Here is a 7369-nt window from a genome sequence, read left to right as displayed (position 1 = left end):
CAGGCTGCCGCCGGCGAGCACGTCCGAGCCGACCGCGTCCACCGCGGCGCGCACGTCGTACGGCGGGGCGAGCGGGTCGGGCCCGCCACGCCACTGGCCGTACCGGAACCGGTTGCCGGCCACGGTCAGCCCCGGCCGCCGTAGACGGTGCGACCGGACTCGGTGACGTCCTTGCCGAGCCGGCGGGTCAGGTGCAGCCCTTCGAGGACGAACTCGATCCCGGCGGCGGCCTCCTCCGGGCTGGGCGCGTCGCCGAGGCCGAGCCGGTCCAGCACCTTGGCCAGCCCCGGCACGGTGCCGACCTGGCGCAGCAGCTCGGCCGAGGCGACCAGTTCCCCGGTCTCGACCATCTCGCCCTCGGCCACCAGCGCGGTGAAGCCGGACAGGTCCAACCCGGCCAGCCGGGCCCGGAACGTGTCGGCGGTGGCGGTACGCAGCAGGTGCGCGAGCACCTCGATCTCGCGCCCCTCCTCACCGCTCTCGAACTCCACCTTCCCGCGCAGCGTGGACGTCACCGACACGGCGTCGCCGACCCGCGCGACGGGCGCCTCGGCCCGGTCGGCGGTGGCCCCGAGCAGGCCGGAACGGCGCAGCGCGGCGGCGGCGACGGTCTCCGCGGCGGCGATGGCGAACCGGGCGGAGACGCCGGAGCGCGGGTCCACCGAGGGCGACTCCCGCACCGCGCGGGCGAACCGGGCGAGCACCTCCAGCACGTGCTCCGGCACGGTGGCGACCAGGTCGGCCTCCTGCCGGATGAGCGCCAGCTCCAGCTCCAGGTCGAGCGGGTAGTGGGTGCGGATCTCGGCGCCGAAGCGGTCCTTGAGCGGGGTGATGATCCGGCCCCGGTTGGTGTAGTCCTCCGGGTTGGCGCTGGCCACCAGCAGCAGGTCCAGCGGCAGCCGCAGCTGGTAGCCGCGGACCTGGATGTCCCGCTCCTCCAGCACGTTGAGCAGCGCCACCTGGATCCGTTCGGCCAGGTCGGGCAGCTCGTTGACGGCGAAGACACCCCGGTTGGTGCGCGGCACCAGCCCGAAGTGGATGGTCTCCGGGTCGCCCAGGGTGCGCCCCTGCGCGAGCCGGACCGGGTCGACGTCGCCGATCAGGTCGCCGACGCTGGTGTCCGGCGTGGCGAGCTTCTCGCCGTAGCGCATCGAGCGGTGCAGCCAGCCGATCGGCAGGTCGTCGCCGGCGGAGTCGACGAGCGCGCGGGACGCCGGGGTGAGCGGGTGCATCGGGTGCTCGTTGAGCACCGAGCCGGGGATCACCGGGGTCCACTCGTCGAGCAGCGCGCCGAGCGCGCGGATGAGTCGGGTCTTGCCCTGCCCGCGTTCGCCGAGCAGCACCATGTCGTGGCCGGCGAGCAGCGCCCGCTCGACCTCGGGCAGCACCGTGTCCTCGTAGCCCACGATGCCGGGGAATCGGTCCTCGCCGGTACGCATCCGGGCGAGAAGGTTGTCGCGGATCTCCTGCTTGACCGTGCGGTACTGGTGGCCGGTCGCGCGCAACGCGCCGAGCGTGCCGGGCAGCTCGGCGGGCGGGACCGGGGAAACCTGGTTGGGAGCGGTCACCCGACCCACGCTAGCTCAGAATTCCCGCACCGCCCGGTGGTCGGTCCCGCCCCGTGACCGGGACCGACCACCGGCGGCGGTCAGTCCCGACCGCAGCGGCGGCACCCGCCGCGCCGGCGCAGCAGGTACGCGTACGCGGCGGCGCCGAGCGCGATCCCCCAGAGGGGCCACAGCAGCATCGGCATGGTGGTCACGCTCAGTCCGCCGACCAGTTCCCAGAACCGGTGCGCGGTGAGCAGCCCGAGGGACCCGGCGGTGACCGAGAGCGCCACCAGCGTGGCGGGGACCACGGCGAGCGCCACCGGCACCCGGCGACCGGCCAGGCCGACCATCCACCGGGGGAACCGCTCCCCCCACGGGCGGACGAGCCCGAGCGTGAGCACCGCTCCGACCACCGCGAAGGCACCCAGCCCGGCGCCGGCCCAGACCAGGCCGGTCCGGTGCATCTCGTCCAGGAATTCGCGGGAGATGCCGAGCGGGACGCCGACGGCCCAGGCGAACCGGGTCAGCGCGTACAGCGTGGGGATGACGGCGGCGGTCCAGGCCGCCCACCGACCCCAGCGGGCGGCGGCGGCCGGGGTGGTCCAGCCCTGGTCCGCGCCGTCCCGGCCGCAGGTGGCGCAGGCCCCCGCGGTACGGCGTTGCCAGCCGAGCACGGCCAGGCCGAGCAGCACCCCGCCCGCCATCGCGGCGCCCTTGCAGAGCAGCGTCCAGGTGAACACGTCGGAGTAGTCGACGGGCGGCCAGCCGAACGGCGCGCCGAGCAGCAGGATCGGTGCGTAGCCCAGCATGATCAGCACCCGGGTGTCCGGCACCACCACGGCCAGGACGAACGCGACGGCCCAGCCGTAGCCGAGCAGGAGCACGCGCAACGGCCGGGACGGGTGGGCGGCGGGGCCGCTCATCGTCAGTGCCACCACCGCGGCGGTGAGCAGCATCGCGGCGAACAGCGGCGGCCCGGCCGAGGCCGGCACCAGCCGGAGCAGGTTGGCCTCGCTGTCGCGGTCCCCGGCACCGAACGGATAGCCGACGCCGGTGCGGGTGGAGATCAGGGCGAGTACGCCCCAGAGCGCGAGCCAGCCGGCGGCGAGCGGCGCGGTCCGGGACCGGTGGCGGGTCGGTACGAGCAACGAGGTCGTCATGGTTCGAGCCTCGGCCGCCGGCGCCGCGGAACCCTCCCGTGGCGGAGTGACGCGTCTCCCCCGCCCGGGGGACTCAGCCGGTCGGGACCACGAACCCGGACTCGTAGGCGGCGACGACCGCCTGGGTCCGGTCCCGCACCCCGAGTTTGGCCAGCACGTTCCCGACGTGTGTCTTCACCGTCTCGACGCCGACGACCAGCCGGGCGGCGATCTCCGGGTTGGACAGCCCGGCCGCCATCAGCCGCAGCACCTCGGCCTCCCGATCGGTCAGCCGCGCGGCGCGCAGCCGGTCCCCGCCGCGCCGCCCGTACGCGCCGACGAGCTGCCGGATCGCGGCCGGGAACAGCAGCGACTCACCGGCCGCCACCACCCGGATCGCCTCCACCACCTCGGCCGGCCGGGCCCGTTTGAGCAGGAAGCCGCTCGCCCCGGCGCGCAACGCCTCGTAGACGTACTCGTCGTTGGCGAACGTGGTGACCACCAGGACCCGGGGCGGGTCGGCGGACGCGGCGAGCAGCCGGCGGGTGGCCTGGATGCCGTCGATGGCCGGCATCCGCACGTCCATCAGCACCACTGCCGGCCGCAGCTTCGCCACCAGCGGCGGCACCTCGGCCCCGTCCGCCGCCTCGCCGACGACGCGCAGGTCCGGTTGGGCGTCCACGATGGCCCGCAGGCCGACCCGGATCAGCTCGTCGTCGTCGACGACCAGCACGTCGATGGTCATCCGGGCTCCTCCCTCGGCGCGGGCAGGGTGGCCCGGACCCGCCAGCGGTCGCCGCGCGGGCCGGCGTCGAGGTGCCCGCCGAGCAGCAGCACCCGCTCCCGCATGCCGTCCAGCCCGCGCCCGCCGCCGCCGGTCGGCCCGGTGGTGCCGCGCACGGCGTTGACCAGCTCGATCTCCAACCCCTGCGGGGGTACGGCGACCCGCAGCGTGACCGGTCCCCGGCCGTGCCGGGCCGCGTTGGTCAGCCCCTCCTGGACGATCCGGTAGCCCTCGCGGGACACCACGGCGGGCAGGGCGTCCACCGGTCCGTCGACCCGGGCCTCGACGGCCAGCCCGGCGGCCCGGGCGGCGGCGACCAGCCGGTCCAGCCCGACGAGCGTGGGTTGCGGGGCGTTCGGCGTGGACGCCGGCCCCGCGTCGGTCTCCCGGAGCAGCCCGAGCACGTGGTCGAGGTCGTCCATGGCCCGCCGGCTGGTCTCCTCGATGGCACGCAGCGCCCGCCTGGTGAACTCGGGGTCGGTGTCGAGCAGTTCCCGGGCGGCGCCGGCCTGGAGCGTCGCCACGGTCAGCGCGTGCCCGACCGAGTCGTGCAGCTCCCGGGCCAGGCGGTTGCGTTCGGCCAGCCGGACCGCGCGGGCCTCCAGCGCGGCGATCCGTTCGGCCTGGGCCGGACCGAGCAGCACCGGGGCCATCGAGGCGGCGAGCGCGCCCAGCCCGGCCACCGCGTAGCCGAGCGCGACCAGCACGGCTACGCCGGCCAGGCCGGCGGTCACCGGGCGGGCCGGGTCGAACGGGCCGAGCCGCTCGTCGGACACCGCGCCGACGTCGAACCCGGCCAGACCGGCGACGAAGACCAGCGCCATCGGGAACGCGCTGATCGCGGCGAACAGCACCGTCGCGCCGGTGGCCAGGTGCAGCGCGATCCAGAGCGCGGCGCGCAGCCGGGTCTCCCGGTCGATCCGATGGCCGGGCGCGGGCTCCGGCAGGTCGACCGCGAGCAACGCCCGGGCGGCGGCGATCTCCAGGGCCCGGCTGCCGGCCAGGAGCACCGGCACCACCGCCAGCCCGGCGCCCACGAGCAGCAGCCCGACGCCGAGCGGACGCGGCACCCCGGTGCTGGTCAGCAGTTGCGCGAACGCCACCGCCAGCAGCGCGTACGGCAGCGCGAGCACGCCGCCGAGCAGCAGGAACACGGCACGACGCCAGGTGCTGCCACGCACCAGCGGCGCGAGGACACCCCGGACCGTCATCCGGTCATTGTCCCGCCGCCGGCCGTCGCGCGACTCCCCCGCGCCGGGGAGATCCGGTGCTCAGCGGTGGTCGCGGACGTATCCCTCCGGGTCCTTGTCGCGGAACCGCAGGTTCCGGCCGTTCTTGTGCTCGCCGTGGAAGGTGAGCCACCGCGCCCCCAGCTCGGCGCGCAGCTCCACGCTCGCGTGCCGCCGGAAGTCGGGCAGCGCCTCGTCCTCCTCCTCGGCCAGGTGCTCGCTGTTCTCCCTGCGGGCCGTGCCCACCGCCGCCCACCAGGCGTCCGAGCCGACCTCGTGCCGCTTCGACTCGGCGATCGCGTCGCGGATCTTGTTGTGGTCGCCGATGGCGTCGGCGGTCTCGTCCTCGCCGTCGTCGCCGTGCTTGACCAGGTGCGGGTAGAGGATCGCCTCCTCGGCCTCCGCGTGGACGTCCAGGTGCAGGGCGAGCGCCTCCCAGATCGCCAGCATCTCGGCCGGGTCGCGGGCGTCGTCGAGCCGGGCGAAGCCGCGCCGGAAGGCGGCGTGGTCGTCCAGGATCAGTGCGGTGATGTCGTCCATGCGGTCACTTCCCCAGTCGGGCGCGGATCATCTTCGGTACGGCGGCCAGGCCGGTGACCGGGCGGAACGCGCGCGCGGCGGCGACCAGCGCGGCGTACTCGTCGTCGGTCAGGTCGATCTCGGCGGCGGCCGCGTTGCGTTCCATCTGCTCCACTCCGGACGCGCCGGGGATGGCCACCACGTTCGGGTGCCGCAGCACGTACGCCAGTGCGATCTGGCTCGGTGTGGCGTCGTGCGCGTCGGCCACCTCGCGCAGCGTGGCGATCAGCTCGGTGCCGCGTTCCAGGTTCTCCGGCAGGAAGTACGGGTTGGCCCGGCGCACCGCCCCGGCCGGCGGGTTGGTGGCGTCGTAGCGGCCGGAGAGGAAGCCCTGGGCCAGCGGGCTGTACGCGATGACGATCCGGCCGGCCTGCTCCGCGTACGGGATCAGGTCCTCCTCGGGGCCGCGGTCGATCATGCTGTAGCGGACCTGGTTGCTCAGCACCCGGCGGCCCAGCGCGGCCTCGGCGAACCGCCACCGGCGCAGGTCGTAGTTGCTGACGCCGACCTCGCCGACCAGGCCGACGTCCTGGAGGGTGCGCATGCCGCGCATGATGGTGGTGTCGGCGACCACCGGGTTGGGCTGGTGCACCTGGTAGAGGTCGATGCCGTCGACGCCGAGCCGGGCGGCGGAGGCGACCGCCCGCTGCTGCACCACCGGCGCGACCGGGAGCAGCGGAAAGATCTTGCTGGCCACCACGACCTTCGCCCGGTCGTCGCGGAGCGCCGCGCCGAGGATGCGCTCGCTGCGGCCGAAGCCGTAGATCTCGGCGGTGTCGAAGAGGGTGACGCCGAGGTCGAGCGCCCGACGTACGATCTCGGCCGCCCGGCGCTCGTACTCGGGGCCGTATCCCCACTCGCGGGAGCCGAACTGCCACGTGCCGAGGCCGATCTTCGAGATGGGCTTGGGGGTGTCGAGCCGCACGAAACGCATGGATCCGACGCTACCCGTGCGGCCGTGACCGCACGCCTGTTCGCCGGTGGCGGCAGAATGATCAGGTGACCTACCTCGCCAGCGACGACCGATACGACTCGATGCGCTACCGGCGCAGCGGCCGCAGTGGGCTCCGGCTGCCCGTCATCTCCCTCGGCCTGTGGCACAACTTCGGGCCGGACCGGCCCTTCGAGCGACAGCGCGACATCGTCCGTCGCGCGTTCGACCTCGGCATCACCCACTTCGACCTGGCCAACAACTACGGTCCGCCCCCGGGGTCGGCGGAGGAGAACTTCGGTCGGCTGCTCGCCACCGACCTGAAGCCCTACCGGGACGAGCTCGTCGTCTCCACCAAGGCCGGCTATCTGATGTGGCCCGGCCCGTACGGCGAGTGGGGCTCCCGCAAGTACCTGATCTCGTCCCTGGACCAGTCGCTGCGCCGGATGGGCCTCGACCACGTCGACATCTTCTACTCGCACCGGTTCGACCCGGACACCCCGCTGGAGGAGACGATGGGCGCGCTGGACGCCGTCGTCCGGTCCGGCAAGGCGCTCTACGTCGGCATCTCCAACTACGACTCGGCGCAGACCGCCCGGGCCGCCGAGATCCTCCGCGACCTGGGCACGCCGCTGCTGATCAACCAGCCGTCGTACTCGATGCTCAACCGGTGGACCGAGTCCGACGGCCTGCTCGACACCTTGGAGCGGGTGGGCGCGGGCTGCATCGCCTTCAGCCCGCTGGCCCAGGGTCTGCTCACCGACCGCTACCTGGGCGGCATCCCGGCCGACTCGCGCGTGCGGACGAGCGTCTTCCTCAACGAGAGCGACCTGGACGAGGCGCGGATGGCGACCGTCCGCGGGCTCGCCGCAGTGGCCGAGCGGCGGGGCCGGACCCTGGCCCAGCTCGCGCTGGCGTGGGCGCTGCGCGACCCGCGGATGACCAGCCTCATCATCGGCGCGAGCAGCGTCGCCCAGTTGGAGGGCAACGTCGCCGCGCTGGACGACCTCGACCTGGCCGGCGAGGACCTGGCCGAGATCGAGCGGCTGCTCGGCTGAGGCTCACCAGATCCGACGCCGCCCGGCGCGGTGGTTGCGCACCCCGCACGGCCGCCCGGGCGGCGGGCCGCCGTCCCGTCGCAGCCGCAGGCCGACCAC

Annotated in this window: 7 protein-coding genes; 1 reads left to right on the top strand and 6 read right to left on the bottom strand. The window is 74.6% G+C overall.

Annotated elements, in window-relative coordinates; genetic code table 11:
- Nucleotides 1–125 precede the first annotated feature (125 nt).
- The 6 genes from HUW36_RS21220 to HUW36_RS21195 form a co-directional block, all read right to left on the bottom strand.
- Complete coding sequence (locus HUW36_RS21220; RefSeq protein ID WP_174529770.1) at nucleotides 126–1577, bottom strand: magnesium chelatase ATPase subunit I; 1452 nt, start codon at nucleotides 1575–1577, stop codon at nucleotides 126–128.
- 71 nt (nucleotides 1578–1648) lie between these two features.
- A complete protein-coding gene (locus HUW36_RS21215; RefSeq protein ID WP_174529769.1) occupies nucleotides 1649–2710 on the bottom strand; it encodes a hypothetical protein in 1062 nt (353 codons plus the stop codon).
- Nucleotides 2711–2783: 73 nt separating this feature from the next.
- Nucleotides 2784–3434 carry a response regulator gene (locus HUW36_RS21210; RefSeq protein ID WP_174529768.1) on the bottom strand — a complete coding sequence of 217 codons (651 nt, stop codon included), beginning with the start codon at nucleotides 3432–3434 and terminating at the stop codon, nucleotides 2784–2786.
- Entirely contained in the window at nucleotides 3431–4684 is a 1254-nt protein-coding gene (locus tag HUW36_RS21205; RefSeq protein ID WP_174529767.1) for a sensor histidine kinase, read from the bottom strand. The genes HUW36_RS21210 and HUW36_RS21205 overlap by 4 nt, the downstream gene beginning before the upstream one ends.
- 60 nt (nucleotides 4685–4744) lie before the next feature.
- Nucleotides 4745–5242, bottom strand: coding sequence for a hemerythrin domain-containing protein (locus HUW36_RS21200; RefSeq protein WP_174529766.1), 498 nt, complete (start codon nucleotides 5240–5242; stop codon nucleotides 4745–4747).
- Nucleotides 5243–5246: 4 nt separating this feature from the next.
- The gene (locus HUW36_RS21195; protein ID WP_174529765.1) at nucleotides 5247–6215 is read right to left on the bottom strand and encodes an aldo/keto reductase; all 969 of its coding nucleotides are present in this window, start codon (nucleotides 6213–6215) and stop codon (nucleotides 5247–5249) included.
- A gap of 65 nt (nucleotides 6216–6280) precedes the next feature.
- Between HUW36_RS21195 and mgrA the strand changes: the two genes are divergently transcribed.
- On the top strand, nucleotides 6281–7270 hold the full coding sequence (gene mgrA / locus HUW36_RS21190) for an L-glyceraldehyde 3-phosphate reductase (RefSeq protein WP_174529764.1): 990 nt from the start codon (nucleotides 6281–6283) through the stop codon (nucleotides 7268–7270).
- The last annotated feature ends 99 nt before the right edge of the window (nucleotides 7271–7369 follow it).

It is taken from the genome of Micromonospora maritima (assembly GCF_902825405.1).
GTDB lineage: Bacteria > Actinomycetota > Actinomycetes > Mycobacteriales > Micromonosporaceae > Micromonospora > Micromonospora maritima.
The sequence above is the reverse complement of the archived record's forward strand: the minus strand, read 5'-3'. Positions and strand labels throughout refer to the sequence as shown.

Excerpts from the sequence above, each read along its gene's own strand:
- HUW36_RS21205 (WP_174529767.1), bottom strand. The coding sequence starts at position 4,684 with ATGACGGTCCGGGGTGTCCTCGCGCCGCTGGTGCGTGGCAGCACCTGG.
- HUW36_RS21215 (WP_174529769.1), bottom strand. The coding sequence starts at position 2,710 with ATGACGACCTCGTTGCTCGTACCGACCCGCCACCGGTCCCGGACCGCG.
- HUW36_RS21200 (WP_174529766.1), bottom strand. The coding sequence starts at position 5,242 with ATGGACGACATCACCGCACTGATCCTGGACGACCACGCCGCCTTCCGG.
- HUW36_RS21195 (WP_174529765.1), bottom strand. The coding sequence starts at position 6,215 with ATGCGTTTCGTGCGGCTCGACACCCCCAAGCCCATCTCGAAGATCGGC.
- HUW36_RS21210 (WP_174529768.1), bottom strand. The coding sequence starts at position 3,434 with ATGACCATCGACGTGCTGGTCGTCGACGACGACGAGCTGATCCGGGTC.